The 25,351-nt window shown below is 69.9% G+C and carries 17 protein-coding genes; 4 read left to right on the top strand and 13 right to left on the bottom strand.

Translation table 11 applies throughout. The annotated features are described in order from the left end of the window. The first annotated feature begins 76 nt into the window (after window positions 1-76). Complete coding sequence (locus ACFTZC_RS00215; RefSeq protein ID WP_382885311.1) at window positions 77-1,297, top strand: thiolase family protein; 1,221 nt, start codon at window positions 77-79, stop codon at window positions 1,295-1,297. Then, window positions 1,294-3,429 (top strand): 3-hydroxyacyl-CoA dehydrogenase NAD-binding domain-containing protein, encoded by a 2,136-nt coding sequence (locus ACFTZC_RS00210; protein ID WP_382885310.1) that lies wholly within the window; start codon window positions 1,294-1,296, stop codon window positions 3,427-3,429. Before ACFTZC_RS00215 ends, ACFTZC_RS00210 begins: the two co-directional genes overlap by 4 nt. Window positions 3,430-3,538: 109 nt before the next feature. On the opposite strand, the gene ACFTZC_RS00205 is transcribed toward ACFTZC_RS00210, so the two are convergent. Next, window positions 3,539-4,630 (bottom strand): hypothetical protein, encoded by a 1,092-nt coding sequence (locus ACFTZC_RS00205; RefSeq protein ID WP_382885308.1) that lies wholly within the window; start codon window positions 4,628-4,630, stop codon window positions 3,539-3,541. A 135-nt stretch (window positions 4,631-4,765) separates the two neighbouring features. On the opposite strand from ACFTZC_RS00205, the gene ACFTZC_RS00200 reads away from it, so the two are divergent. Further along, window positions 4,766-5,155, top strand: coding sequence for an NTP pyrophosphohydrolase (locus tag ACFTZC_RS00200; protein ID WP_382885972.1), 390 nt, complete (start codon window positions 4,766-4,768; stop codon window positions 5,153-5,155). Window positions 5,156-5,202: 47 nt separating this feature from the next. Here the strand turns inward: ACFTZC_RS00200 and ACFTZC_RS00195 are convergent, their stop codons facing one another. The 9 genes from ACFTZC_RS00195 to ngcE all read right to left on the bottom strand — a co-directional run bounded on the left by ACFTZC_RS00195 (window position 5,203) and on the right by ngcE (window position 17,582). Then, a complete protein-coding gene (locus ACFTZC_RS00195) occupies window positions 5,203-6,702 on the bottom strand; it encodes an amino acid permease (protein WP_382885306.1) in 1,500 nt (499 codons plus the stop codon). Window positions 6,703-6,875: 173 nt separating this feature from the next. Next, window positions 6,876-8,783: a 1-deoxy-D-xylulose-5-phosphate synthase gene (gene dxs, locus ACFTZC_RS00190; RefSeq protein WP_382885971.1), complete on the bottom strand. Its 1,908-nt coding sequence runs from the start codon at window positions 8,781-8,783 to the stop codon at window positions 6,876-6,878. Between the two features lie 250 nt (window positions 8,784-9,033). Then, window positions 9,034-10,284 carry a sugar ABC transporter permease gene (locus tag ACFTZC_RS00185; RefSeq protein WP_382885970.1) on the bottom strand — a complete coding sequence of 417 codons (1,251 nt, stop codon included), beginning with the start codon at window positions 10,282-10,284 and terminating at the stop codon, window positions 9,034-9,036. A 119-nt stretch (window positions 10,285-10,403) separates the two neighbouring features. After that, the gene (locus tag ACFTZC_RS00180; RefSeq protein ID WP_382885304.1) at window positions 10,404-11,192 is read right to left on the bottom strand and encodes an ATP-binding cassette domain-containing protein; all 789 of its coding nucleotides are present in this window, start codon (window positions 11,190-11,192) and stop codon (window positions 10,404-10,406) included. 261 nt (window positions 11,193-11,453) lie between these two features. Then, complete coding sequence (locus tag ACFTZC_RS00175) at window positions 11,454-12,554, bottom strand: substrate-binding domain-containing protein (protein ID WP_382885968.1); 1,101 nt, start codon at window positions 12,552-12,554, stop codon at window positions 11,454-11,456. Between the two features lie 133 nt (window positions 12,555-12,687). Then, the gene (locus ACFTZC_RS00170) at window positions 12,688-13,911 is read right to left on the bottom strand and encodes an ROK family protein (RefSeq protein ID WP_382885302.1); all 1,224 of its coding nucleotides are present in this window, start codon (window positions 13,909-13,911) and stop codon (window positions 12,688-12,690) included. 238 nt (window positions 13,912-14,149) lie between these two features. Next, window positions 14,150-15,082 carry a carbohydrate ABC transporter permease gene (locus tag ACFTZC_RS00165; protein WP_382885300.1) on the bottom strand — a complete coding sequence of 311 codons (933 nt, stop codon included), beginning with the start codon at window positions 15,080-15,082 and terminating at the stop codon, window positions 14,150-14,152. Continuing rightward, entirely contained in the window at window positions 15,082-16,005 is a 924-nt protein-coding gene (locus tag ACFTZC_RS00160; protein WP_382885298.1) for a carbohydrate ABC transporter permease, read from the bottom strand. The genes ACFTZC_RS00165 and ACFTZC_RS00160 overlap by 1 nt, the downstream gene beginning before the upstream one ends. 128 nt (window positions 16,006-16,133) lie before the next feature. After that, window positions 16,134-17,582: an N-acetylglucosamine/diacetylchitobiose ABC transporter substrate-binding protein gene (gene ngcE / locus ACFTZC_RS00155; protein ID WP_382885296.1), complete on the bottom strand. Its 1,449-nt coding sequence runs from the start codon at window positions 17,580-17,582 to the stop codon at window positions 16,134-16,136. A 411-nt stretch (window positions 17,583-17,993) separates the two neighbouring features. Between ngcE and ACFTZC_RS00150 the strand changes: the two genes are divergently transcribed. Beyond that, a complete protein-coding gene (locus ACFTZC_RS00150) occupies window positions 17,994-21,875 on the top strand; it encodes a GH92 family glycosyl hydrolase (RefSeq protein ID WP_382885294.1) in 3,882 nt (1,293 codons plus the stop codon). Between the two features lie 64 nt (window positions 21,876-21,939). Here ACFTZC_RS00150 and ACFTZC_RS00145 read toward each other — a convergent pair whose 3' ends face one another. From ACFTZC_RS00145 to ACFTZC_RS00135, 3 genes are all read right to left on the bottom strand, one after another. After that, window positions 21,940-24,144 (bottom strand): ATP-binding protein, encoded by a 2,205-nt coding sequence (locus tag ACFTZC_RS00145; protein ID WP_382885293.1) that lies wholly within the window; start codon window positions 24,142-24,144, stop codon window positions 21,940-21,942. Window positions 24,145-24,363: 219 nt separating this feature from the next. After that, on the bottom strand, window positions 24,364-24,996 hold the full coding sequence (locus ACFTZC_RS00140; protein WP_382885291.1) for a DUF6879 family protein: 633 nt from the start codon (window positions 24,994-24,996) through the stop codon (window positions 24,364-24,366). Then, window positions 24,989-25,258: a hypothetical protein gene (locus ACFTZC_RS00135; protein WP_382885289.1), complete on the bottom strand. Its 270-nt coding sequence runs from the start codon at window positions 25,256-25,258 to the stop codon at window positions 24,989-24,991. The genes ACFTZC_RS00140 and ACFTZC_RS00135 overlap by 8 nt, the downstream gene beginning before the upstream one ends. Window positions 25,259-25,351 lie beyond the last annotated feature (93 nt).

The raw sequence follows: 25,351 nt of genomic DNA, 5'->3' as shown, positions 1-25,351 counted from the left end.
GTAAGTAGCATGGGGGCGGAAGCACGCCTTTCGGCGTGCCCCGCAGTGCCATCCCGCACCCTGGAGGAGAGCCATCGTGCCTCGTACCGTCAGGGATGTCGTCTTCGTCGACGGCGTCCGCACCCCGTTCGGCAAGGCGGGCCCGAAGGGCATGTACCACGAGACCCGGGCCGACGATCTCGTCGTCAAGTCGATCCGGGAGCTGCTGCGCCGCAACCCGGACCTCGACCCGGCCCGGATCGACGAGGTGGCCGTCGCCGCGACCACGCAGATCGGCGACCAGGGCCTGACGCTCGGGCGGACCGCGGGGATCCTCGCGGGGCTGCCGCAGTCGGTGCCCGGTTACTCGGTCGACCGGATGTGCGCGGGCGCGCTGACCGCCGTGACCTCCACCGCGGGCTCCATCGCCTTCGGCGCGTACGACGTCGTCGTGGCGGGCGGGGTCGAGCACATGGGCCGGCACCCGATGGGCGAGGGCGTCGACCCGAACCCGCGGTTCGTCTCCGAGAAGCTCGTCGACGACTCCGCGCTGTTCATGGGCATGACGGCGGAGAACCTGCACGACCGCTTCCCGCACCTCACCAAGGCGCGCGCGGACGAGTACGCGGTGCGGTCGCAGGAGAAGGCGGCCAAGGCGTACGCCAACGGCTCGATCCAGCAGGACCTGGTGCCGATCTCGGTCCGCCGGACGAACCCGGAGACCGGGGAGACCGGCTGGGGCCTGGCCACCGCCGACGAGCCGATGCGGCCGGGCACGACGCTGGAGATGCTCGCCGGTCTGAAGACCCCGTTCCGGCCGCACGGCCGGGTCACCGCGGGCAACGCGGCGGGGCTGAACGACGGCGCCACCGCCTCGCTGATCGCCGCCGAGGACTTCGCCCGCGAGCAGGGGCTGCCGGTCCGGATGCGGCTCGTGTCGTACGCCTTCGCCGGGGTCGAGCCCGAGGTGATGGGGTACGGCCCGATCCCGTCGACCGAGAAGGCCCTCGCCAAGGCGGGTCTCTCCATCTCCGACATCGGTCTCTTCGAGATCAACGAGGCGTTCGCGGTGCAGGTGCTCGCGTTCCTCGACCACTACGGCATCGCGGACGACGACGAGCGCGTCAACCAGTACGGCGGCGCGATCGCCTTCGGCCACCCGCTGGCCTCCTCCGGCGTACGGCTGATGACCCAGCTGGCCCGGCAGTTCGAGGCGCGGCCGGACGTCCGGTACGGCCTGACCACGATGTGCGTCGGCTTCGGCATGGGCGCGTCGGTCATCTGGGAGAACCCGCACTTCGACGGAGGCACCAAGTGAGCACCGCTGAACTCCTGAAGGGCGCGGCCGAGCTGTTCCCCGGCGAGGTCGTCACCCAGGCGCACGTACGCCACTTCGAACTCCCGGCGGGAGCCGGGCGGTTCGCGCTCATCACGCTGGACAACGGCCTGGACCACACGAAGCCGACGACGTTCGGCCCGCAGTCGCTGGCGAACCTGGACGCCGCGCTCGACCAGGTCGGCGCGGAGGCGTCCGAGGGATCGATCGTCGGGGTCGGGATCACCGGGAAGCCGTTCATCTTCGCGGTCGGCGCCGACCTCAAGGGTGTGGAGCTGCTGAAGCGCCACGAGGACGCGCTCGCGATCGGCCGGGGCGGCCACGAGGTCTTCAAGCGGATCGCCGCACTGCCGGTGCCGACCTTCGCGTACTACAACGGCGCGGCGATGGGCGGCGGCGTCGAGATCGGGCTGCACTGCACGTACCGTACGGTCTCGGCGGCGCTGCCCGCGTTCTCGCTGCCCGAGGTCTTCCTCGGTCTGGTGCCCGGCTGGGGCGGCTGCACGCTGCTGCCGAACCTGATCGGCGCGGAGCGCGCGGTCTCGGTCGTCATCGAGAACTCCCTCAACCAGAACAGGCAGCTCAAGGGCGGCCAGGTCTACGACCTGGGGATCGCGGACGCGCTGTTCGACGGGGCGGACTTCCTGGAGCAGTCGCTGGTCTGGACGGCGTCGGTGCTCAAGGGCGAGGTGACCGTCGGGCGCCCCGAGATCGACCGGGGCGAGGCGTGGGACGCGGCCGTGGCGCACGGGCGCTCCGTCGCGGACTCCAAGGTGCACGGGGCGGCCCCCGCCGCGTACCGGGCGCTGGACATCATCGCGGCGGCGAAGGACGGCGGCCTCCAGGCCGGCTTCGACGCGGAGGACCAGGCCCTCGCGGACCTGATCATGGGCGGCGAACTGCGGTCGGGGATCTACGCGTTCAACCTGGTGCAGAAGCGCGCCAAGCGGCCGGCCGGCGCGCCGGACAAGTCGCTGGCCCGCCCGGTCACCAAGGTGGGTGTGGTGGGCGCGGGGCTGATGGCCTCGCAGCTGGCGCTGCTGTTCCTGCGCCGTCTGGAGGTGCCGGTCGTGCTGACCGACATCGACCAGGACCGGATCGACAAGGGCGTGGGCTATGTCCACGGCGAGATCGACAAGCTGCTGCTGAAGTCCCGGATCAACCAGGACAAGGCCAACCGGCTCAAGGGCCTGGTCTCCGGTGTGCTGGACAAGGCCGACGGGTTCGCGGACGCGGACTTCGTCATCGAGGCCGTGTTCGAGGAGATGAGCGTCAAGCAGCAGGTGTTCGCGGAGGTCGAGGCGGTCGCCCCGGCGCACGCGATCCTCGCCACGAACACGTCGTCGCTGTCGGTCACCGAGATGGCCTCGAAGCTGAAGAACCCGGAGCGGGTCGTCGGCTTCCACTTCTTCAACCCGGTCGCGATCCTGCCGCTGCTGGAGATCGTGCGCGGCGAGCGGACCGACGACGCGTCGCTGGCCACCGCGTTCGGGGTGGCGAAGAAGCTGAAGAAGACGGCGGTGCTGGTGAAGGACGCGCCCGCGTTCGTCGTCAACCGGATCCTCACCCGCTTCATGGGCGAGATCCAGAACGTCATCGACGAGGGCACACCGGTCGAGGTGGCGGAGCGCGCGGTGGAGCCGCTGGGGCTGCCGATGTCGCCGCTGGTCCTGCTGGAGCTGGTCGGCCCGGCGATCGGCCTGCATGTCTCCGAGACGCTGCACGGGGCGTTCCCGGACCGGTTCACGGTCTCCGAGAACCTGGCCGCGGTGGTCAAGGCCGGGAAGCGCGGCTTCTACGTGTATGCCAACGACAACACGGCGGCGCCGGAGCTGGACCCGGAGGTCGCGGCGCTGCTGAAGCAGGGCGACACCGTGCTGACGGAGGAGCAGACGCGCGAGCGGGTCCTGGACGCGGTGGCGCAGGAGATCGGGCTGATGCTGGCCGAGGGCGTCGTCGCCGAGGCGCAGGACATCGACCTGTGTCTGATCACGGGCGCGGGCTGGCCCTTCCACCTGGGCGGTGTCACTCCGTACCTGGACCGCGCGGGCGTCTCGGAGCGGGTGAACGGCAAGCCGTTCCTGGCGCCGGGCGTGGCGAGCGTGCCCGCGTGACGCGGTGACGGTGTGAACTGATCCGGTCGTAACGGACGGGCCGTACGGGAGTGTCTCCGTACGGCCCGTTTCTTTCCCGGGCCGTTGGCGTCTTCCCGGGGCCGGGGCGTCAGATCGTCCGCCAGGCCTCCAGCGCCAGGCCCGTCTCGTCCTTCTGCCGGGTGACGCGCAGGGCCCCGTCGAGTCCGCGACAGGCCAGGACCACCCGGCCCGTGCCGTCCAGGGCGAGCGCCGGGGCGCCCGCGCAGGGTTCGCCGGTGGGGGTCCAGTTCAGGCCCGCGTCCTCGTCCTCGGTGGGGTACGCGGCGACCTGGAGGCGGCCGTCGGGGCCGCGGCCGGCCAGGATCGTGCAGTCGTACCCGTCGACGGGCGTACGGAGCACGGCGAGCGGGCCGGTGCCGGGGCCGCCGAGGGGGACGGGGGCGGTCCCGGGGCGCCAGGCGCGGACGGTGCCGTCGTCGGCGTCGCGCCAGAAGCGGGTGAGCCGTCCGGTGCCGGTGGACCCGGCGGTGACCGTGCCGGGCGCGACGGACGCCGCGGGTTCGTCCTCGGCGCGCGCCAGTTTCGCGTCGGGCGTCCCGCGGAGCCAGCGCACCGTGCCGCCCCCGGCGGGGACGAGGATGTCGATGGCCCCGCCGTCGGTGACGGCGGCGGAGGTCTCGCCGGTCAGGGTGGTGTCCGCGGCGTTGGCGCCGCCCCACGGCTGCCAGCGGCCGGTGGGCGACTGATGCTTGGCGGAGAGGCCGCCGTTGGCGTTGCGTACGAACAGGTGCATCGAACCCGTCGTGTCCAGGACGGCGGACGGCATGCCGATGCGGGCGCCCTTCTCGCGGTCCTTGCCGTGCGGATTGCCCACGGACTGCCAGTCCCGCAGCGGCCGGCCCGTCTGGAACTGGACGGCGTGGACGAGATCGCGCTCGACGGCTCCGCCGGCGCCCGGCCGGTCCCGTACCCCCAGCAGATGGACGAAGCCGTCGGCGCCCTGCGCGACCGCCGTGTACGGCAGGAGCCCGGCGAGGGGCAGCGACTCGGGACCCGACCACTCCGGGCCGCCGGTCCTGGTCTCGGTCCAGCGGAGGACTCCGCCCGGGGTGGGCGCGTACGCCGTCAGCCTGCCGTCCTTGCCGCGCAGCAGCCAGCCGGTGACCGGAGGGAGCGCGGAGTCCGCGGGCGGCTCGGCCGGGGTGCGGTGCGGTGCCATGGCCTGCCACCACCTCCCCGAGTGCGAGAAATCCCGGACCACGATAGTACGCGGGGGTATGCGGCGGAGGTTCGGGGAGTCACCCGGGGCGCCCGGCGGCTGACGGGCGGTCGACTGTGGCACGCTGCGGAGGTGCTGAACAAGCTGATCGTCGACGCGGCGAACGTGGTCGGTTCCGTGCCCGACGGGTGGTGGCGCGACCGGCGCGGGGCCACCGAGCGGCTGCGCGACTCCCTCGTGCCGTTCGCGGCGGAGGGGGTGGCCGGGCAGCCGGGCCCCGTCGAGGTCGTCCTCGTCGTGGAGGGCGCGGCCCGGGGCGTGGAGTCGGTGCCGGGCGTACGGGTCGAGCCGGCGGCCGACAGCGGGGACGACCGGATCGTGGAACTGGCGGCGGGGGCGGCGCGGGACGGGGTCGACTGCCTCGTGGTCACCGCCGACCGGGAACTGCGGCTGCGCGTCGCGGCGTACGGCGCGCGCTGCGCGGGGCCGAGGACCGTACGGGAGCCGCCGGACGAGCCCGCGTAGCGCCCGCCGGGTCCATCGGGGCGGGCCCCCGGCGGGTGCCCGCCGGGTCAGCGGGGCGTGTTGATGCGGCTGTGCGTCCGGCCGTACACGAAGTAGACGACGCAGCCGATGACCATCCAGATGCCGAAGCGCAGCCAGGTCTCGGCGGGCAGGTTGAGCATCAGCCACAGGGAGGCCAGTACGGACGCGATCGGCACCCAGGGCACCAGCGGGGCGCGGAAGGCGCGCGGCAGGTCCGGGCGCGTGCGGCGCAGGATGATGACGCCGAGCGCGACCACGATGAAGGCGAACAGGGTGCCGATGTTGACGAGTTCGGCCAGTTCCTCGATGGAGGTGAAGCCCGCGACGATCGCGACGAGCACCCCGAGGAGGATGGTGGAGCGGTAGGGCGTGCCGAACTTCGGGTGGACGTGGGAGAAGGTCCTCGGCAGCAGTCCGTCCCGGCTCATCGCGAAGAACACCCGGGTCTGGCCCAGCAGCAGGATCATGCAGACCGAGGTGAGCCCGACCGCCGCGCCGAAGCTGATCAGGCCGGCCCAGAAGGGGTGGCCGACGGACTTGAAGGCGTCGGCGAGCGGGGCGTCCACGGAGAGTTGGGTGTAGTGCTGCATGCCGGTGACGACGAGGGACACGGCGACGTAGAGCACGGTGCAGATGAAGAGCGAGCCGAGGATGCCGCGGGGCACGTCGCGCTGCGGGTTGCGGGTCTCCTCGGCGGCGGTGGCGACGATGTCGAAGCCGATGAAGGCGAAGAAGACGACGGCCGCCGCGGTGAAGATCCCCATGACGCCGAAGTTGGTGGGCGTGTACCCGGCCATGAGCTGGATGATCGGCGCGGCGAGACCGCCGCCGGCGGAGGCCTTCTCGGCCGGCGGGATGAACGGCTTGTAGTTGGAGCCGGTGATGAAGAAGGCGCCGACGACGATCACGATCAGGACGACGGTGACCTTGACGGCGACGATGATGCCGGTGATCCGCGAGGAGAGCTTCACCCCGGCGACGAGGATCGCGGTCAGGGCGAGAACGAGCAGGAAGGCCAGGAGGTCGAAGCCGAACTTCCCGTTCTGGGTGCCGGAGAGGTAGTCGGGCAGGCTCGCCCCGGCGTTGCCGAGCAGGGAGCGTACGTATCCGGACCAGCCGACGGCGACGACCGCGCAGCCGAGGGCGAGTTCGAGGACGAGGTCCCAGCCGATGATCCAGGCGGGGAGTTCGCCGAGGGAGGCGTACGAGAAGGTGTACGCGGATCCGGCGACCGGCACGGTCGAGGCGAACTCGGCGTAGCAGAGAGCGGCCAGGGCGCAGACGACGCCCGCGACGACGAAGCCGAGGGCGGTGGCGGGTCCGGCGGTCTGCTTGGCGACGACGCCCGTCAGGACGAAGATGCCGGTGCCGATGATCACTCCGACGCCGAAGACCGTCAGGTCGAGCGCGGAGAGGGTCTTCTTGAGCGCGTACTCGGGTTCTTCGGTGTCACGGATCGACTGTTCTACGTTTTTTGTACGGAACAGACCGCTTTGGGCCGGTCCCGGGTCCTGCTGCGTACTCACCGGCGTACCTCCGTGTGCGCGTTCATCCGGCAATATTCGAGAGGTTGCGGGCCCCGAATACCCGGAATCGGCACAATTCACACGGATGGGCCGTTCCGACCGCCCTGGACGGGTGGTCGGAACGGCCCATTCGCGCCATCCGGCGCGGTCGGATCCGGACGCCGGAGGGGAGGTCAGTCGCGGGCGACCTCGGCGGACGCGCCGGCCAGCCGGCCGTCGAGCTTCGCCACCAGACCGGTGACCTGGCGGGCGATGTCCGGCGCGGTCAGCCCGATCTCGGCCATGACCTCCTTGCGGGAGGCGTGGTCGAGGAAGCGCGGCGGAATGCCGAAGTCGCGCAGCGGTACGTCGACCCCGGCGTCCCGCAGCGCCTGCGCGACGGCCGAGCCGACGCCGCCGACGCGGCCGTTGTCCTCGACGGTGACGACGACGCGGTGCTGCTCGGCGAGCGGGGCGAGGGCCTCGTCGACCGGTTTGACCCAGCGGGGGTCGACGACGGTCGTGGTGATGCCCTGCCGGTCGAGCAGCCCGGCGATCTCCAGGCACATCGGGGCGAGCGCGCCGACGGAGACCAGCAGCACGTCGGCCGGGCCCTCGTCGGGCCTGCGCAGCACGTCCATGCCGCCGATCCGGCCGAGGGCGGCTACGGCCGGGCCGACGGCGCCCTTGGAGTAGCGGACCACGGTCGGGGCGTCCTCGACCGCGACGGCCTCCCGGAGCTGGGCGCGTACCTGGTCGGCGTCGCGCGGGGCGGCGATCCGCAGACCCGGCACGCACTGGAGCATGGACATGTCCCACATGCCGTTGTGCGAGGCGCCGTCGGTGCCGGTGACGCCGGCCCGGTCGAGAACAAACGTCACTCCACAGCGGTGCAGGGCGACGTCCATCAGGACCTGGTCGAAGGCGCGGTTGAGGAAGGTCGCGTAGAGGGCGAACACGGGGTGCACCCCGCCGGTGGCGAGGCCCGCCGCGGAGACCGCGCCGTGCTGCTCGGCGATGCCGACGTCGTAGACGCGGTCGGGGAACGCCTTCGCGAACTTCTCCAGGCCGACCGGCTGGAGCATGGCCGCGGTGATCGCGACGATGTCCTCGCGCTCGTGGCCGAGCTTGACCATCTCCTCCCCGAAGACCGAGGTCCAGTCCATGCCGCCGGCGGCGATGGGCAGCCCGGTGTCGGGGTGGATCGGTCCGATGCCGTGGAAGTGGTCGGCCTCGTCCTGCTCGGCCGGCTCGTAACCGCGGCCCTTCTCCGTGATGCAGTGCACGATGACCGGGCCGCCGAAGCGCTTGGCTCGCACCAGCGCGGACTCCAGGGCCTCGATGTCGTGGCCGTCGATGGGGCCGACGTACTTGAGGCCGAGGTCCTCGAACATGCCCTGCGGGGCGATGAAGTCCTTGAGGCCCTTCTTGGCGCCGTGCAGCGTGTCGTACAGGGGGCGGCCGACGACCGGGGTGCGCTCCAGGAGGTCCTTGCCGCGGGCCAGGAAGCGCTCGTAGCCGTCGGTGGTGCGCAGGGTCGCCAGGTGGTTGGCGAGGCCGCCGATGGTCGGCGCGTACGACCGCTCGTTGTCGTTGACGACGATGACGAGGGGGCGGTCCTTGGCGGCGGCGATGTTGTTGAGCGCCTCCCAGGCCATGCCGCCGGTGAGGGCGCCGTCCCCGATCACGGCGACGACGTGGTCGTCCTTCTTCAGGACCTCGTTGGCCTTGGCGAGCCCGTCGGCCCAGCCGAGGACGGTGGAGGCGTGGGAGTTCTCGATGATGTCGTGGTCGGACTCGGCGCGCGACGGGTAGCCGGAGAGGCCGTCCTTGCTCCGCAGCTTCGAGAAGTCCTGACGTCCCGTGAGCAGTTTGTGCACGTACGACTGGTGGCCCGTGTCGAACAGGACCTTGTCCTGCGGGGAGTCGTAGACACGGTGCAGGGCGATGGTCAGCTCGACGACCCCGAGGTTGGGGCCGAGGTGGCCGCCGGTCTTGGAGACCGCGTCCACGAGAAAGGACCGGATCTCGCCGGCCAGCTCCTGGAGCTGCTCCGGGCCGAGCCGGTCCAGATCGCGCGGTCCCCTGATGCGGGTCAGCATCGCCACCCGTGCCTCCTTGCGTATATGAGCCGTCGAGCCCTGCCGATCAGCCGAGTCTAATGTTCCACTCGGGCGGGTGGACGCCGGGCGGTGCGTTGTGCGTCACCCGTTCGGCCCTAGGCATGTCATATCAGTGTGCCCTTGAGGGACGCCTGATACGCCAGTGGTTCCGGCGTGACACGACACGGCCCGGCACCCGGTGGTTCACCGGGTGCCGGGCACGGCCGTGCGCGGTGCGGGGGGGCGGTGCTCAGGCGCGGCCCGCCGTCTTCTGGGTCTTGCGGGTGACGGCGTCGATGACCACGGTGGCCAGCAGGACGGCGCCGGTGATCATGAACTGGATCGCCGAGGCGATGCCCTGGAGGGCCAGCCCGTACTGGATGGAGACGATCACCAGCACACCGAGCAGCGCGTTCCAGGTGCGGCCCCGGCCGCCGAAGAGGCTGGTGCCGCCGATGACGGCCGCCGCGATGGCGTTCATCAGCAGGTCGCCGCTGCCCGCGCCCTGGTTGGCCGAGGCGATCTTGGAGGCGATGAAGAGGCCGCCGACCGCCGCGAACGTACCGGCGATCGAGAAGACCGAGATCCGGATCAGCGTGACGTTGATACCGGCGCGACGGGACGCCTCGACGCTGCCGCCGAGGGCGAAGATCTTCCGGCCGTACGCGGTGCGGCGCAGCACGAAGTCGGTGACGACGAGCACCAGGAGGAAGATCACGACCGCCAGGGGCAGGCCCTTGTACTGGTTGTAGAGGATCGCCACGCCGAAGGAGAGGACGGCGAGCAGTCCGGTGCGCAGCAGGATCTCGCTCAGCGGACGGGACGGGACTCCGGCCGCCTCGCGCCTGCGGTTGTCGAGGAACGCCGTGAGGAAGTACGCGGCGACCGCGACGACGGCGAGGCCGTAGGCCGCCGCGACATCGGTGAAGTAGTAGCTGGTGAGCTGGGTGATCACTCCGTCGGGGGTGAGGTTGATCGTGCCGTTGCTGCCGAGGATCTGGAGCATGAAGCCGGACCAGAAGAGCAGTCCGGCCAGGGTGACGGCGAAGGCGGGGGCACCGACGCGGGCGAAGAAGAAGCCGTGGACCGCGCCGATGGCCGCGCCGCTGACGACGGCGACGACCAGGGCCAGCCACTCGTTCATCCCGTGTGTGACGCTCAGCACGGCGACGATGGCGCCGGACACCCCGCTGACCGATCCGACCGAGAGGTCGATCTCGCCGAGCAGCAGGACGAAGACGATGCCGACGGCGATCATCCCGGTGCCGACCATGGCGACGGAGATGTCGGAGAGGTTGCCCGCGGTGAGGAAGTTCGAGTTGAGGCTCTGGAAGATGGCCCAGATGACGACGAGGCCGATGACGACGGGTATGGAGCCCAGGTCGCCCGCGCGTATCCGCCGCTTGAACTCGGTCAGGTATCCGGCGAAGCCCTGCTCGCGCACGAGCAGCCGGGGGTCGATCGCGGTGACCGCGCCGTCCGCGGCGGGCGGGGCGTCCACCGGGGCCGGGGCCCTGGTGCCGGTGGTCTCGGCGTCGGTGCTCTTGACGTCGGTGCTCTCTGCGTCGGTGCTCTCTGCGTCGGTGCTCTTGGCGAGCGACGGGGAGGTCTTGTCCGTACTCACTTCTGAACCTCCACGTTGCGCGAGGCGCGGCGGGTCACCGCGTTGTCCGAGGCGCCGGTGATGGCGGCGATGATCTCCTCCTGCGAGGTGCTCGCGACATCGAAGACACCGTTGTTGCTGCCGAGCCTGAGCACGGCGACCCGGTCGGCGACGGCCTTGACGTCCGCCATGTTGTGACTGATGAGGAGGACGGCGAGGCCGCGCTCCCGGAGCCGCTCGACGAGGTCGAGGACCTGGGCGGTCTGCTCGACGCCGAGGGCCGCGGTCGGCTCGTCGAGGATGACGAGCTTGGGCTCGCCGAGCATGGAGCGGGCGATGGCCACGGTCTGGCGCTGGCCGCCGGAGAGCGAGGCGATCGGGATACGGACGCTGGGGATCCGGATGGACAGCGTTGTCAGCAGCTCGCGCGAGCGGCGCTCCATCTCGACCTCGTCGAGCACGCCCCAACTGCGCAGCTCGCGGCCGAGGTAGAGGTTTCCGACGACATCGATGTTGTCGCAGAGCGCGAGGTCCTGGTAGACGGTCGCGATGCCCAGGTTCTGGGCGTCGTGCGGCCGGCCGATCGAGACGGGCCTGCCTTCCCACTCGATGACGCCGTCGTCGACCGGGTGGACGCCGGCGATGGTCTTCACCAGCGTGGATTTCCCGGCGCCGTTGTCGCCCACGAGGGCGACCACCTCGCCGGAGTGGACCTCAAGCTCTACGTCGGTGAGCGCCTGGACGGCACCGAACCGCTTGGAGACCCCTCGCAACGCCAGCACGGGCGTAGCGGTCACATGAACCATCTCCTTCGCCGCCTGACCGGCGGGGATGCCGCGCCAGGGGGGAGGCGCGGTGGTCGAGCACAGAACGGGGGGGGGAGCCTGCCGCGCGGAGATCGAGGCGCGGCGGGCGGGGCGACCCGCGACGGCGGGCGGGGGCGGCGGGCCGCGCGGGGCCGGCCGGCGCCAGGTGGCGCGACCGGCGCGGGTAAACCGGGGGGGCACCAGCCCTGGCTGCGGGGCGTTGACGGGCGGGGCGCCGGACAGGTCTGCGTGGGCCGGGACCTACTTGAGGCCGATCGCGTCGCAGCCGGCCTTGTACTTGGCGGTGCAGATCTCGGCGACCGTGTAGATGCCGTCCTTGATCACGGTGTCGTTGATGTTGTCCTTGGTCAGCGAGACAACCGGGACGATCACCGACGGGACGCCCTTGGTGGTGGGGCTGTCCACGGTGGACTTGGCGATGGAGTCGAGCTTCTCGCCCTTGGCGAGCGCGACGGCCAGCTCGGCCGCGACCTCGGCCTCCTGCGGGTAGGACTTGTAGACGCTCATGAACTGCTCACCGGCGACGATGCGCTGCACGCCGTTGAGCTCGGCGTCCTGTCCGGTGACCGGGGGGAGCTTGCTGAAGCCCGCGCCCTTGAGGGCGGTGATGATGCCGCCCGCCATGCCGTCGTTGGCGGAGTAGACCCCGATGATCTTGTCCTTGCCCAGCGCGGTGATGGCGCCTTCCATGTTGGCGTTGGCGTTCTCCGGCTTCCACTCCTTGGTGTCGTACGACTTGCCGATGTTCACCTTGCCGTCGAGGACGGAGAGCGCGCCCTTCTTGAAGAAGGCGGCGTTGGGGTCGGTGACGGCGCCGTTCATCATGACGATGTCGCCGGACTTGGCCTTGTCGCCCAGCTCGTCCAGGAGCGCCTGGCCCTGGACCCTGCCGACCTCTTCGTTGTCGAAGGAGGTGTACGCGTCGATCGGGCCCTCGGCGAGCCGGTCGTACGCCACGACCGGTATGCCGGCGTCCTTGGCCTTCTTGACCGAGCTGGCGATGGCCTTCGAGTCGACGGCGTCCACGACCAGCACGCTCACCTTGTTGGTGATCATGGTCTCGACCTGCTGGCTCTGTGTCGTCGCGTCCTGCTTGGCGTTGGCGTAGACGACCTTGCCGGTGCCGTCGGTCAGCTCGCTGACCTTCTTCTCGATCAGCGGCTTGTCGAACTTCTCGTACCGGGCGGTCTGATTCTCCGGCAGGAGCAGCCCGACGGTGATCGGGCCCTTCTTGTCCGCCGTGGACGCTTCGGCCTTGTCTCCGGACTCCTTGGCGCTGCCGCAGGCGGCGAGGGAGACGGCCATCGCGGTGGCGACGGTGGCCACGGCGGCGCGACGCATCTTTGCGTTCACTTCAAAAACCTCCCTGACGAGGCCGCGTCGTTGCGGCCGAGGTGACTGAAAGTCAACTCGCGTCCGCAGTCGGCGTCAAGGAGTAAATCCTTAACGAGATGACAACGGTGCCATTCATTATCTAAGTGAAGGCGGGAGCGGTGACGGCCGAGGCGGCGGGCGTGGCGGCGGGAAGCCCGCTCTCCAGCAGGGTCGAATCGCCCATCTCGCTCAGTACGAGCGCCAGCGCCCCGAGCACCTCGGCCCGGCCCCCCAGCGCCCCGGGGAGCACCGAGAGCTGCCGCGCGGCGCTCGGGATGGCGTACCGGGAGACGGACTCCCGTATCGGTCCGAGCACCAGTTCCCCGGCCTCCGCCAGGTCACCGCCGAGCACCACGCGGCTGGGGTTCAGGAGGTTGCAGAGGTTGGCGACGCCGCTGCCGACGTGGCGGCCGACGTCCGCGATCACCCGGCGGCAGCCGGGGTCGCCCTCGCGGGCGAGCTGGACGACGCGCTCCATGGTCAGGCCGGCGCCGTGGCTGGACCGGAGCAGGGGCAGTACGTAGCGGGTCGCCGCGAAGGTCTCCAGGCAGCCGCGGTTGCCGCAGCGGCAGACGGGGCCCGACTCGTCCAGCGTGATGTGCCCGATCTCGCCCGCCGTGCCGCCGGGGCCTCGGTAGATCTGGCCCTCGATGACCAGCCCCGCGCCGACGCCACTGCCGACCTTGATGTACGCGAGGTCGCTGACCCCGCGCCCGCTCCCCCAGACCAGTTCGCCGAGGGCGCCGAGGTTGGCGTCGTTGTCGACGTGGACCGGGACGCCGAGGCGCCCGGCCAGTTCGTCGCCGGGGTTGATGCCGGTCCAGCCCGGCAGGATCGAGGTGGAGCCGAGCGTGCCCGATTCGACGTCGATGGGGCCCGGTACCCCGAGCCCCACACCGATCACCTTCTGACGGCTGACGCCGGTGGCCACGATCAGCCGCTCGACGAGTTCCTCGGCGCGGCCGAAGCCGTGCGCGGAGGAGGCGTCCACGTCGAGGGGTTCCGCTTCCTCGGCGAGCACCTGGTGGGCGAGGTTGCCGACCGCCACGCGCAGATGCGTATGGCCGAAGTCGACGCCGACGACGATGCCCGCGTCCCCGCTGAGCGAGACGCTGCGGGCCCGCCGGCCGCCGGCCGAGGTGGGGGTGACCTGGACCGTTCCGCCGTCCTTCAGCTCACGGACGATGTTGGACACCGTGGCCGCCGACAGACCCGTGCTCCGTGCGATCTCCGCCTGGGTCAGTGAACCGGCCATGCGCACCGCGCGTACGACCCGTTCGAGGTTGGCCCGGTGCAGAGACGACTGCGACCCTGGAGTCTCCACGACTCATCCACTCCTGCCCTTGACGGACGGCTCGACCACCGCCGCCGGCCGGGGCCGCACCGCTGGGACCCCGACGTATCTCCAACTTGTGAACCCTAAGCTCAGCTTTCGGGCCCGCCCCCGTCAAGACCTTGAGCAAGGTGAACGCGCCGAACCGCCCGTCGGAGCGCCTGGACGGGCGGTTGGACCGTACCTTCGGTGCCCGTACGGGCAGGGTGGCGCCGTACGCGGCGCCGTCCTACTTGAGCGCTCCCGCCGTCAGTCCCGCGACGACCTGCCGCTGGAAGATGATGTACGCGGCGAGCACCGGCAGCATCGCCATCACCAGCCCGGCGAAGAGCCCCGACCAGTCGCCCTTGTACCCCTGGCTGACCGCGAGCTGCACCAGCCCCTGGGAGAGGACCTTGCGGTCCGGGTCGGTGTTGAGCACCGTGGGCAGCAGGTACTGGTTCCACTGCCCGAGGAAGTTGAAGATGCCGACGCTGATCAGCCCGGGCTTGGCCATCGGCAGCATGACCTGGAAGAACGTCCGGGTGTGCGAGGCGCCGTCGATGAGCGCGGCTTCCGCGACCGAGGTGGGCAGCGTTCTGAAGAAGGAGGTCAGGAAGAAGACCGTGAACGGCAGCGAGTAGGCGATGTAGACCAGGATCAGGCCGTGGATGGAGTTGAGCAGGCCCAGATTGTTCATGACGTAGAACAACGGGACCAGTGCCAGGATGATCGGGAAGCTCATCCCCCCGATGAACAGGTAATAGATGAACCGGTTCCCGGGGAACTCGAAGCGGGCCAGGACGTACGCGGCCATCGAGCCGAAGAGCAGCGTGCCGACCAGCGAACCGGCCACCACCAGGATCGTGTTGAGGAAGTAGTCGCTCATGTGCGCCTGCGTCCAGGCGCGCGACCAGTTCTCGAAGTGCAGCCGGTCCGGCAGTGCCCAGGGGCTGGTGAAGATGGACCGGTCGTCCTTGAAGGACGTCATGACCGCCCAGAGCAGCGGCATGGCGACCAGGAACGCCCAGATGACGAGCACGCCGTGCGAGAAGACGTTGAGGACGCCGCCGGTCGCGCTCTCCTTCGGCGCGGGCGCGTCGGTCCTGGTCACGGCGGTCCGGGCCACGGGGTCGGCCGCGGGGGGCAGATCGGCCGGCGGAGGGGTGTCGGTGGTCTTCATCAGTACTCCAGCCGCTCACGTCGGCCCAGCCGCATCACGAGGGCGGAGAAGGCCAGCGTGACGATGAGCAGGGCGACACCGATCGTGGTCGCATAGCCCGCCTGACCGTCACGGAACGCCTTCTGGTAGACGAGCAGGGTCAGGACATTGGTGGAATCCGCGGGCCCGCCGGGGCCCACGGTCATGATCTGGACGACCGCGAAGGACTCCGCGCCGAGGGCGAGGATCCCCATATAGACCCACCCGGACTGCACGGTGTCCCAGAGCAGCGGCAGGGTGATGCGGAAGAAGGTGGTGAACCGGCTGGCGCCGTCCAGCAGCGCCGCCTCGTAGAAGTCCTTCGGGATGGAGGCCATGCCCGCGGAGAAGAGGACCACGAAGAAGCCGGTCGTGCTCCAGACGAGGACGGCCATCACGCACCACAGCGCGAGGTTCGGATCGCCGAGCCAGTCGGGCTTCACGCTGTCCAGGCCGACCGCGGCGAACGCCGAGTTGATGGCGCCGCTGTTCGGGTTGTACGCGAACTGGAAGAGCAGCGCGACGATCGCGATCGAGAGCACCTGCGGGAAGAAGTACACGATCTTGTAGAAGGACGAGCCGCGGACCCCCGAGATGGCCGCCCCCTTGCGGCTCCGCCCTCCGACGTTCAGCATGAACGCGAAGAACAGCGCGAGACCGAGCACGACCACGGGCAGCAGCAGCGCGAAGAGCAGGCTGTGCTGGAGCGAGGACCAGAAGGTGCTGTCGTCGAGCATCCGGCTGTAGTTGTCGAAGCCGACCATCGCGAAGTCGGGGCTCAGACCGGTCCAGTCCGTGAACGAGTAGTAGATGGACTGGACGAACGGCCATACGACGAAGAGCGCGTAGAGCGCCAGGGGGAATACCAGAAACCCCACGATGAAACGGTACTTGCCGTGCTGCATGTCTCCCGACCCCGAATCTACGGCGGGTTGCGCCGTGCCGTTCTGGGGGCCCGTACGACGGGCCGTGATCCGGAGGCCCCTGATACGCGGGGCCTCCGGACGTTACCGCTGCTGCCGCGTGCCGCGTGCTACTGGTGCTTGTAGTGCTTGATGGAGGTGTCCTTGGCCGTGGCGTCCGCGAACTCCTGGCACTTCTTGACCGCCTCGGCCGGCGTCATGCGCCCGGCCATCATCTCGCCGAGCACGCCCACCCCGATCTTCTGCTTCTGGAGCTCCACGTACCAGTCCTGGAGCCGCGGGTTGAGCACGTTGTCACCCGCCTTGGCGAGTACGTCGACACCGGCCTGGAGCGCGGTGGAGAGGGTGAGCCCGTCGGTACCGCCGTTGAACGCGCTCAGCGACTTCACCTTCGACGTGAAGTTCTTCGAGGACGCCTCGCTCAGCATGATGCGGAGCTGCTCCATGCCGCCGTCGGGGTTCTTGGCGTTCGCGGGGACGATGAACGGCTCACCGCCGGAGGCCCAGAGCGCGCCGAACGGCAGCTTGTCCGAGCTGTCCAGACTGGACGGCGCGGCCACCTTCATCTGGAAGTCCTTCGGGGTGGTCTTCGCCGCCTCGTTCTCCACCCAGGAGCCGTTGGGGATGAAGAGCGCCTTGCCCTCGGTCCACGCGGTCTGCGACTGGATGTGGTCGAGCCCGGGGGTGCCCTGAAGGATGTAGCCCTTCTTGAACAGCTCGAAGTACGCCTCGAACGCGGACTTCACGGACGGGTGCTTCCAGGCGTTCGGCTCCAGGTTGTCGATGGCGTCCAGGACCTCACGGCCGCCGATCTTCCCGATGAACGGGTAGAGCGAGAAGGGGATGTAGTACGGGTACTTGCCGGCGTACGTCCATCCCGCGATGCCCTTCTTCTTGGCCTTCTCGCAGAGGGCCAGCATCGCGTCCCAGTCCTCGGGGTACTCGGCGTCCAGCTTGTCGAGGGCAGTCTGCGAGTACCACACGCCGTACACCGTGTACGCGTAGTACATGATCCACACCGGGTCGCCGTCGAGCTGGCCCATCTCCAGGACGCCGGGCCGCAGCGTGTCGCGGACCTTCTTGGCCGGGTCGTCGTACGACGGGGCGTCCATCAGCGGCGTCAGGTCGGTGAGCTGCTTCTTCCCGGCGAGGACACCCATGTCCATCTGCTCGGCACCGGAGTTGTCGATCAGGTCGGGCGGGGTGCCGCCGTTGAAACGCGGCTGGAGTTCGGACTGGATCTTCTCGGTGGAGCCGAACTTCACCTTCGCCTTGGGGAAGACCGTCTCGTACTGCTTGACGGCGTCCGTGGCGTACTCCGTACCGAATCCACCGTTGAACAGGACGAAGTCGAGCGGCGCGCTCTCGTTCACCCCGAGCGGGTTCTTCTCGGACGTCTTGCCCTTCTCGACCTTCTTGTCGCTGCCGCTGTCGCTGCTCGCGCAGGAGGCGAGGAAGCTCATCGTCGGGACGGTGATCAGCCCGATCGCGGCGGACCGCTTGATCACATCACGACGGCCGAGGCCCGCGTTGTCGTTCCGAGCGGAGGTGGATCCCATGCTCAAGTCCTCGCCTTCTCCAGGACTCAGGCGGTGTACCGGTCGCCCGTCGCTTCTCGCCTGAGGAGAAGGGCTCCGCCACCGCGGTCGATTGAAGCTGGGTCGTGCAGGAATGTGGTGCTCGATCATGTTCGGCCATCAGGGGCGGACGCCGACAGGTATAGTCCATTTCCTGTCAACTGAGCAAGATCAAAAGCGAGTTTGGACGGCAGTCTTTCCCTAGTTGAGACCTCCCCGACACGCACGCCGGTTGCGTACGGATTCAACGGCACCGGTGTTCGACCCGCGCCCGGTTCCGGACAGGCCATCCCCCCAACACCCTTGACACCACTGAGCACTTAGCCCCTACTGGACCCTGCCCGTCTGGTTTGACAACGTTGTCCGACTCGATACGCAGGAGGAAAGCTCGGTATGCAGCTCAGACCCGGACTCCGCCCCGGACCATGGCATTCGGCCGCCCTGGTGGCGGCCGCCTCACTGCTCGTCGTCACGGCCCAGTCCGCCGTCGCCGCCCAGTCCGCGGGGCCGCGTCCGGCGGACAGAGAATTCACGTCCTCGTTCGAACAGGAAGAATCCCAGCCGGACTGGCGTAACACCGTCGAGGTGGGACCCGACGGCGAGAAGCGGTCGTCCGGCGTCGACGGCGGCTTCACCAACGGGATTCCGGGCAATGTCACCGACCGGGTGGTGGACCTGCGCGCCAGCGGGGAGAACACCGGCTCCGGCGAGACCAAGGAGAACCTGGTCGACGTCCGGTCCGCCACAAAGTGGCTGGCGTTCACGCCCACCGCCTGGGTCGAGTTCGACCTCGACGAGCCGGTCAAGGTCGTCACGTACGCCCTGACCTCGGCCAACGACCACGCGGAGCGCGACCCCCGGGACTGGACGCTCCAGGGTTCCACCGACGGCAAGGAGTGGAAGGACCTGGACACCCGTAAGGACCAGGCTTTCCCGGAGCGCTTCGACACCGTCTCGTACGACATCGACCCGGCGGCCGCGGGCGCGTACCGGCACTACCGGCTGGACATCACACGGAACAACGGCGCTTCCGACGCCACCCAGTTGGCCGATGTGCAGTTCTCCGACGGCGGCACGGACGCCCCCGCGCCGCAGGACATGCGCACCCAGGTCGACCGGGGTCCGGCCGGCTCCCCCACCGCCAAGTCCGGTGCGGGCTTCACCGGGAAGAGGGCGCTGAAGTACGCGGGCACGCACCGCGCGGAGGGGCGCGCGTACTCGTACAACAAGGTCTTCGACGTGAACGTGGCGGTACGGCGTGACACTGCGCTCTCGTACCGGATCTACCCGGCCATGGACGGGACGGACCTCAACTATCCGGCCACCCACGTGGCGGTGGACCTCGCCTTCACCGACGGCACCTATCTGAGCGAGCTGAACGCGTCCGACACCCACGGCGGGGCGCTGACCCCTCAGGGCCAGGGCGACGCCAAGCGGCTCTACGTCAACCAGTGGAACCAGGTGGACGCCGGAATCGGCCAGGTCGCGCAGGGCAAGACCGTCGACCGGATCCTGCTCGCGTACGACTCCCGTACGGGCCCCGGGGAGTTCGAGGGATGGCTCGACGACATCACCCTGGCGCCCAAGGCCGCCGAGAAGCCGCTCGCCCGGCTCTCCGACTACGCGTCCACCACGCGGGGCACCAACTCCAGCGGCTCGTTCTCCCGCGGCAACAACTTCCCCGCGACCGCCGTGCCCAACGGGTTCAACTTCTGGACGCCGGTGACCAACGCCGGGTCGACGAGCTGGCTGTACGAGTACAGCCGCGGCAACAACGCCGACAACCTCCCGACCCTCCAGGCGTTCGCCGCGAGCCACCAGCCGAGCCCGTGGATGGGTGACCGGCAGACGTTCCAGCTCATGCCGTCGGTGGCGGAGGGCACCCCGAACGCCTCCCGCACCGCCCGCGCGCTGCCCTTCCGGCACGAGAACGAGACCGCGAAGCCGTACCGCTACGGGGTGACCTTCGAGAACGGCCTGAAGACCGAGATGGCCCCGACCGACCACGCGGCGATCGTGCGCACCACCTATCCGGGTGACAACGCGAGCATGATCTTCGACAACGTCTCCAACGCGGGCGGGCTCACCCTCGACCCGGCGACCAGCTCCTTCACCGGCTACTCCGACGTACGGAGCGGCCTGTCGACCGGCGCGACCCGGCTCTTCGTCTACGGCGTCTTCGACGCGCCCGTGACCGCGAGCGGCAAACTGACCGGCGGCGGGGGCGCGGACGTCACCGGCTATCTGCGCTTCGACGCCGGCGCCGACCGCACCGTCACCCTGCGCCTGGCGACCTCGCTGATCAGCGTCGACCAGGCGAAGAAGAACCTCGCCGACGAGATACCGGCGGGCACCCGCTTCGAGCGGGTCGAGGACCGGGCGCAGCGCGCCTGGGACGACATCCTGGGCCGGGTGCGGGTGGAGGGCGCGGACCACGACCAGCTCACCACGCTGTACTCCAGCCTCTACCGGCTCTACCTCTACCCCAACTCCGGTTTCGAGAACACCGGTTCGGTAGCCCGGCCGAAGCAGCAGTACGCCAGTCCCTTCTCGCCGAAGGCGGGCACGGACACCCCGACGCGGACGGGCGCGAAGATCGTCGACGGCGAGGTGTACGTCAACAACGGTTTCTGGGACACATACCGGACCACATGGCCCGCGTATTCCTTCCTCACCCCCAAGAAGGCCGGGTCGCTGGTCGACGGCTTCGTCCAGCAGTACAAGGACGGCGGCTGGATCTCCCGCTGGTCCTCCCCCGGCTACGCGGACCTGATGACCGGCACCAGCTCGGACGTGGCCTTCGCGGACGCGTACGTCAAGGGCGTCCCCTTCGACGCGGAGGCGGCGTACGAGGCGGCTCTGAAGAACGCGACGGTGGCGCCGCCGAGCGCGGGCGTGGGCCGCAAGGGGACCGAGACCTCGCCGTTCCTCGGCTACGCCTCGACGGAGACCCACGAGGGCCTGTCCTGGTCGCTGGAGGGCTATCTCAACGACTACGGCATCGCGAAGATGGGCGAGGCGCTCCACAAGAAGACGGGGAAGGCCCGCTACAAGGAGGAGTCGGCGTACTTCCTCAACCGCGCGCAGAACTACGTCTCGCTCTTCGACAAGGACGCGGGCTTCTTCCAGGGCCGGAACCTGAAGGGCGACTGGCGGCTCCCGTCGGCGTCGTACGACCCGAGGGTGTGGGGGTACGACTACACGGAGACGAACGGCTGGGGCTACGCCTTCACCGCCCCGCAGGACTCGCGGGGGCTTGCCAACCTGTACGGCGGGCGCGCGGGTCTGGCCCAGAAGCTGGACACGTACTTCGCGACGCCGGAGACGGCCAAGGCCGAGTTCAAGGGGTCGTACGGCGGCGTCATCCATGAGATGACGGAGGCGCGTGACGTACGGATGGGCATGTACGGCCACTCCAACCAGGTCGCCCACCACGTCACGTACATGTACGACGCGGCCGCGCAGCCGTGGAAGACGCAGGAGAAGGTCCGCGAGGTGCTGGGCCGGCTCTACGGCGGCAGCGAGATCGGCCAGGGTTACCACGGTGACGAGGACAACGGCGAGCAGTCGGGGTGGTTCCTCTTCTCGGCGCTCGGCTTCTATCCGCTGGTGATGGGCAGCGGGGAGTACGCGGTCGGCTCGCCGCTGTTCACGAAGGCGACGGTACGGATGGACAACGGCCGCACCCTGGTCGTCAAGGCGCCCAGGAACAGCGCGAAGAACATCTACGTGCAGGGCCTGAAGGTCAACGGGAAGAGCTGGAACTCGACGGCGCTGCCGCACGAGGTGCTGGCACGGGGCGGCACGGTGGAGTTCGCGATGGGCCCGAAGCCGTCGTCCTGGGGCACGGGCAAGGGCGCTTCGGCCGCCGGCGCGGGCGGCAAGGGCCGCGACGCGGCGCCGGTCTCGATCACCCAGGACGACAAGGTGCCCTCGCCGCGCACCGACGCCCTGACGGGGCCGGGCGCGCTCTTCGACAACACGTCGCGGACGGAGGCGCCGGTCGAGTCGGTGGAGCTGCCGGTGGCGTCGTCCACCAAGGCGGTCCAGTACACGCTGACGTCGGCGACGGCGGCGGGGGCGCCGAAGGGGTGGGTGCTGCAGGGCTCCACGGACGGCACGACATGGCGGACGGTCGACACCCGGTCGGGTGAGTCCTTCGCCTGGGACCGGCAGACCCGGGTCTTCACGGTGGCGAAGCCGGGCGCGTACCCGAAGTACCGCCTGGTGAGCGACGCGCCGGCGACCCTGGCGGAGGTGGAGCTGCTGCGCTGACGCTCCGTCGTACGGGAGAGGCGGGTCACCGGACGAGGTCCGGTGACCCGCTTCTGTCTGCCGGTCACACGGGCCGGGCCGCCGCCAGATCGCGCTCGACGCGGTCGCGCAGGGCCGCCGCCCGGGGGTCGTCGTAGCCGTCGAGGAGGCGCAGCGCCTCCGTCCAGTGGCTCACCGCCGTCGCCGGATCGTCGCCGAGCCGGGTGGCCGCGAGCCCGTCCAGGGCCTGCGCCTCGTCCCAGGTGTCGCCGAGCTCCCGGTGGGCCGTGGCGGCCAGCCGGTGGAAGCGCGCGGCCTCCTCGTCCCGGCCGAGCCGGCTGTACGTGAGGGCCGCGCCGTGCCATGCCTGGGCTTCCCTGCTGCGGTTGCCGAGTCGGCGCTGGAGCGTGGCGGAGCGCTGGTACGACTCCAGGGCGTCCGCGAGCGCGCCGCTGTCGCGCTGGGCGTCGCCCAGGGGCAGCAGCCAGTACCCCTCCAGCCGGTGGTCGCGCAGCACGAGGGCGATGTCGACGGCGGCCCGGGCGGACCCGAGGGCCTGCTCGGTCTCCCCCTGCTCGCGCTCGATCTGGCTCAGGAGGCGCAGGATGTTCCCCTCGCCCCGCTGGTTCTCCAGGGAACGGTGGGCCGCCAGCGCCTGCCGGGTGACGGCGGCGGCCTCGGGGAGCCGCCCTGCCTCGTAATGAGTGCTGGCGAGGTTGGAGAGCGCGGTGGCCGCCCAGTGGGCGGAGTCCTGTTCGTGGAAGACCGCGATGGCCTGCTCGAAATGGTCGGCGGCCTGGGTCAGTTGACGGTTGTTGAGATGGAACAGCCCGATGAGGTTGAGCGAATGGGCCTCGCCGAGCCGGTCCTCCAGCTCCCGCCGGATCAGCAGGGCGCTCCGGTGGCTCTCCCGGCTCTCGGCGAGTCGGTTGATCCGGGTGTAGCCGATGCCGAGTTCGGTGAGGAGCAGCGCCTCTCCCGCGCGCTCGCCGAGCCGCTGCGCCGCGGCCAGGCCGATCCGGCCGGCCTCCAGCCAGTCCGCCGTCGGGGAGGAGGGGAACCGCGCGTTCGCCAGTACGGCGGCGAGCTGCCAGGCGAGTTCGTCGTGTCCGACGGCGGCCGCGGTGCGTACGGCGTGGAGCAGGTTGGTGTGTTCGCGCTCCGCCCAGTCCACCGCCGCGTCGTACGCCGTGAACACCTGCGGCCGCACCCCCGGGGCGGGCGGGGCGAGGTCCAGGTGGGGTTCGGCGGGGCTGATCCAGCTCTGTGCCGCGTCGGCGCTGTGCAGATACCAGTCCAGGGCACGGTGGAGCGCGGCCCGCCGCTCCTCGGCCGGCTCCTCCTGCGTCGCCTGGTCGGTCGCGTAGGCCCGTAACAGGTCGTGGAACTGGTAGCGGTCGGGGCCGGTCTGTTCCAGCAGATGGGCGCCGACGAGAGAGTCCAGCAACTGTCTGCCCCGGCCGGGGGTGAGCGCGCTCAGCGCGGCGGCGGCGTGCAGGCCGAACTCGGGACCGGGGTGCAGTCCGAGCAGCCGGAACAGCCGGGCGGCCTGGTCGGGCAGGGCGCGGTAGGACCACGCGAAGACCGTACGGACGGCTTCCGCCTCCTCGTCGTCGCCGGTGCTGAGGGCGTCCCACAGGGCGCTCTCGTCCCGCAGGTCGGCGATCAGGTCGTCGAGCCGCATGTGCGGGTGGCTCGCGGCGCGTTCGGCCGCGATGCGCAGGGCCAGCGGCAGCCGTGCGCAGAGTTCGGCCAGTTCGGTGAGCTTGTCCGCGTCGTCCTCCGGCCGGTACCCGGCGGTGACGGTACGGAGCAGGGAGACCGCCTCCGGCTGGGGCAGGGTGCCGAGCGTCAGCCGGCGTGCGCCGTCGCGGACGGCCAGCCCGGAGAGTCTGCTCCGGCTGGTCACGACCACGAGGCAGTCCTTGCTGCCGGGGAGCAGGGGGCGTACCTGGGCGACCGTGGCGGCGTTGTCGAGGATGATCAGTATCCGCCGGTCGGCCAGGAGGGAGCGGTACAGCGCGGCGGCCGCGTCGGGATCCTGGGGCACCGAGGAGGGGCGTACCCCGAGCGCGGGCAGGAACCGGTGCAGCGCCTCCCGGGCCGTGACCGGCTCCCCCGGGTCGTAGCCGCGCAGATTGACGTAAAGCTGTCCGTCGGGGAAGCGCTCCTGGACCTGGTGGGCCCAGCGCAGCGCGAGTGACGTCTTTCCCGCACCGGCGGTACCCGCGATGACACAGACGGAGATGACGAGTGGCCGTCCGGCCTCGTCGGCCAACACCGCGTTCAACTGGCTCAGTTCGTCCGTACGGTTGACGAATTGCCTTACGTCGGCCGGGAGTTGCCGTGGGGTGGGGTTCGATGAGCCGTCCTCGGCGCGGGTGCCGCGCTCGTGGAAGTGAATTCCACCGGTGACACTTCCCGCCTGTACGACATCGCGGGAATTCCCCGACAGGTCGTTCCGCGACGTGTCGGGGTATTCCTCGCTTCTGCTGGATCCGTTGATCGCCTAATCCGCCTTCGTTGTCGGCGGGGGAAGGTGGGCCACCTCGCGGTCGAAGTAGCTCATCACATCCTCGCCCGCCCGGTAGAGGTACTTGATGTAGCTTTCCCAGCGCCCGATGACATCGGGGTCGGTATGACGGACCGCGCCGTCCGGAACGCCGGATTCGGTGTAGAGCACCTCGTACAGCACGTCCCCGCCGAGGACGACCAGTTCCGGCAGAAGACCGTCGTCCTCCGAGGAACTCACCAGGTCGGCGCCGACCACCCGTACCCGCATTCCGCATTGCGCCTGCTGCCGCAGCGAATGCAGCTCCCATTGCAGATAGGGCGTCAGCGGCTGTTCGACCACCCGTACCCGGTGGAACAGGGAGTTGCGCCGCTCGTCCTCGCGGGCGGCCGCGAGAAGATTCTCGCGCCGTTCCTCCATGAGTCTCAGCGATTCCGCCCAGTCGCCGCGGGAGAGCGCGTCACGGCTGGGGCTGCCCTGCTCCTCGAAATGCTGCCGGCGCTCCAGCTTCCACGAGTCCCGGTCGTGGATCGCCGCGTCGCGTTCCCAGAACTCCCGCTTGTAGACCTCCCCGGCGAGGCGCACACCCTGCTCGCGGCGCAGGGCGGCCGGGGCGCCGAGGTCAAGCATCGGTGATATCCGGTTTGGCGGCCCGGAGCATGTTTCCGGGAATGACCACGAGCCGCTCGTCCGCGGCGAGGGCGACCCCGTCCGGAAGCCGGGGCGCGTAGTGGGACGTGAGGTCCCTGCCGATCACGGCGATATCACCGTTGTCGAGCTGCCAGATGTCCGGGCACTGGTCTTTCCCGTCGGAATTCCCCAGCTCCTTGGCCGACTTTCCCAGCCGACGGAAAAATAACGCGGACGGATCTGCCTCCCAGGCACGCTGCATCCTTGCCTCCACTCAGTTTGGTTGAGCATACAACCGCTATCTATTGTATATGCGGCTGGTTACGGAGAGCAACATACCGCAGGCAAGTTCACG

Source organism: Streptomyces sp. NPDC056987, from assembly GCF_042673865.1.
GTDB lineage: Bacteria > Actinomycetota > Actinomycetes > Streptomycetales > Streptomycetaceae > Streptomyces.
The sequence above is the reverse complement of the archived record's forward strand: the minus strand, read 5'-3'. Positions and strand labels throughout refer to the sequence as shown.

Coding starts and splice junctions, on each gene's coding strand:
- ACFTZC_RS00205 (WP_382885308.1), bottom strand. CDS start 4,630: ATGGCACCGCACCGCACCCCGGCCGAGCCGCCCGCGGACTCCGCGCTC.
- dxs (WP_382885971.1), bottom strand. CDS start 8,783: ATGCTGACCCGCATCAGGGGACCGCGCGATCTGGACCGGCTCGGCCCG.
- ACFTZC_RS00180 (WP_382885304.1), bottom strand. CDS start 11,192: ATGGTTCATGTGACCGCTACGCCCGTGCTGGCGTTGCGAGGGGTCTCC.
- ACFTZC_RS00175 (WP_382885968.1), bottom strand. CDS start 12,554: ATGCGTCGCGCCGCCGTGGCCACCGTCGCCACCGCGATGGCCGTCTCC.
- ACFTZC_RS00165 (WP_382885300.1), bottom strand. CDS start 15,082: ATGAAGACCACCGACACCCCTCCGCCGGCCGATCTGCCCCCCGCGGCC.
- ACFTZC_RS00160 (WP_382885298.1), bottom strand. CDS start 16,005: ATGCAGCACGGCAAGTACCGTTTCATCGTGGGGTTTCTGGTATTCCCC.
- ngcE (WP_382885296.1), bottom strand. CDS start 17,582: ATGGGATCCACCTCCGCTCGGAACGACAACGCGGGCCTCGGCCGTCGT.
- ACFTZC_RS00150 (WP_382885294.1), top strand. CDS start 17,994: ATGCAGCTCAGACCCGGACTCCGCCCCGGACCATGGCATTCGGCCGCC.
- ACFTZC_RS00140 (WP_382885291.1), bottom strand. CDS start 24,996: ATGCTTGACCTCGGCGCCCCGGCCGCCCTGCGCCGCGAGCAGGGTGTG.
- ACFTZC_RS00135 (WP_382885289.1), bottom strand. CDS start 25,258: ATGCAGCGTGCCTGGGAGGCAGATCCGTCCGCGTTATTTTTCCGTCGG.